Consider the following 2,081-nt stretch of genomic DNA (forward strand, 5'->3'; position numbering starts at 1 on the left):
GGCCTCCTCCGCTTTCCAGCCGGTGAGCCTCTCGGCTACACGATTCATCAGGAGAACCTTACCCTCACTATCGGTCGATATGACGCCGTCGCCGACGGAAAACAGGGTGGTCCTGAAGAGTTCCTTTTCCAGGAAGAGGGAGCGTTCCATGCGTTTTCTATCGGTGATTGTCTCCGAGTAAAAAACGGTGCCGCCGATGGAGGCGTCGGGTTCATACCATGGCCGGCACCACCAGCGGATGATATCCAGGCTTCCGTCGGGGCGAAGGAGCTGATCCTGCTCGGAACCCAGAATTTCTCCCTCCAGGGCATGTCGGTGGACCATGTACCACCTCTCGTAAAGGGCGGGAGAGATTTCATCAAAGGTCCTCCCCACTACCTGGTCCCTCTCGAGTTGGTTATTTTTCAGGTACCTTTCGCTGACAAAGATGAACCTCATGTCCCTGTCGAGGACGAAGATGGCGTTGGGATCGTGCCTTACGATGTACTCGAGCAGGTTCCGCCACTCCTGGATCTCGGTGATATGGCTCTCCATTCTGCCCCTGGTCTTGTTGATATGGTTCACCAGGAACCGAAGTTCTGCGGGCTGCCGGGAGGGCCGTTCAAGGTTGAACTTTTTCGCCAGGCTGGCTGGGTCGTCGCCCTTGATGAATTCGGCGAGCCGGAATAATTGTCTGCCGATCACCCTGTGGTAGGCCCAGGCGATGATGGACGAGAGGACCACCGACATCAGCAGTTGGAGGAAAAACAGGATCCGGACCCGTTCAAAGACCCGGGCGGCGAGCTCGTTCCTGTTGATGAAGAGCGAAACAGATCCGATATCCTGGGATTGACCACGGTTGACATAGACGAGGTCGCGGGTGATCACTTCCAGGGAGGGGTGCAGTTCGGAGCCGGCGGCGAAGAGCTTCCCCCGATCATCCTGGACCTCGACCCTGTCGATGTAGTCGAAGTGAACGATTCCCTCGATCTGGCCCTGGAGGGATTCATAATCGGTTATCCAGAGGGCGGGTACCAGGAAGGGCAGGTAGACCTCCTCCACGCGCGCGATGCTTCGCTCGAGGTGATCCGATTCGAACCTTTTAATGAATTGGTGGAGGAAGACCGTCACGACCACCGAAAGGAGCACGAAACCGATAAAAAAATAAAGGAAAAGTTTCCAGGTGCTGGATCTTCGCCAGTTCCTCATCTTCACCTTCCGAATCCTTGCGGCCAATCCTTGCCGCCAGAGTCAATCACGAGGTGGGATGTCGCCTGCCTGACGATCCTTTCGTAGGTACCGTCTTCCTTCATGCTCCCAAGGGCTTCGGAGAGAGGCTCAACCAGGTCCCTGATCCTCGCATGCAGGTAGAGGTGCATCTCCCTGCCGGCCAAGGGCGGCTCCAGGTGGCGCATGCCCTTGAAGCGCCTGAGGCTGATCTGCTCGTAGCCCGTCAATTCGTCGTAGAGGGCGACGTCGATGCGGTCCCTGTCGAGCATATTGAACAGTTCGGTCTCGGTGGGGACCAGGGTGACGTCGGGGAAACCGCGGGTGTTCTCCTCGAGGATCCTCCAGCCCTTGACAACGCCTATCCTCAGGCCACGGAGGCTGTCCCACCCGTCGATGGGCAGGTCTTCTTTCGAAAAGGCCACGAAACGCATCACCATGTTGTGCTCAGGTACCATGACTAGGTTAGGGTACTCCTTTTCCATACCTTTGATCCTGTTGATCTCGACGTCGAAAAGCCCCTCGTTGACGTCCTCGAGGGATCTTCCCGTGGGGTTGAAGACGACTTCCGCCTCCAGGCCTATCCTTTTGAAGGCTTCCTTGACCAGGAGGTCAAGCATCCCCGTCTGTTCGGGCGTGGAAAGAAGGCTTTTGTAAGAGGTGCTCACCGTCACGGTCCTGGTTTGGGCCGCCGCAGGAGAACAGATCAGGGTTAAAATCAAAAGAGCCGCCGCAAGCGGCAGGGCCGACGATGCCGGACTGTTGAAAGCGTCTCTTCTCAGTTGGCCTCCCCCTCCTCGGCCCGTTCTAATGATGCGCCTGGCGCAAGTATCGGGCATACCTCCACCGTCCCGGGTGAAAAGCGGATATTGACC

General features: G+C 57.3%; 2 protein-coding genes. Both read right to left on the bottom strand.

The features are described from left to right. A partial coding sequence (locus GX108_03715; GenBank protein NLO56151.1) for a PAS domain S-box protein occupies window positions 1–1,215 on the bottom strand: 1,215 nt, incomplete at its 3' end. Continuing rightward, the gene (locus GX108_03720; protein ID NLO56152.1) at window positions 1,191–2,045 is read right to left on the bottom strand and encodes an amino acid ABC transporter substrate-binding protein; all 855 of its coding nucleotides are present in this window, start codon (window positions 2,043–2,045) and stop codon (window positions 1,191–1,193) included. The genes GX108_03720 and GX108_03715, both read right to left, overlap by 25 nt. Between the last annotated feature and the right edge of the window lie 36 nt (window positions 2,046–2,081).

Source organism: Thermovirga sp., from assembly GCA_012523215.1.
Taxonomy (GTDB): Bacteria; Synergistota; Synergistia; order Synergistales; family Thermovirgaceae; genus 58-81.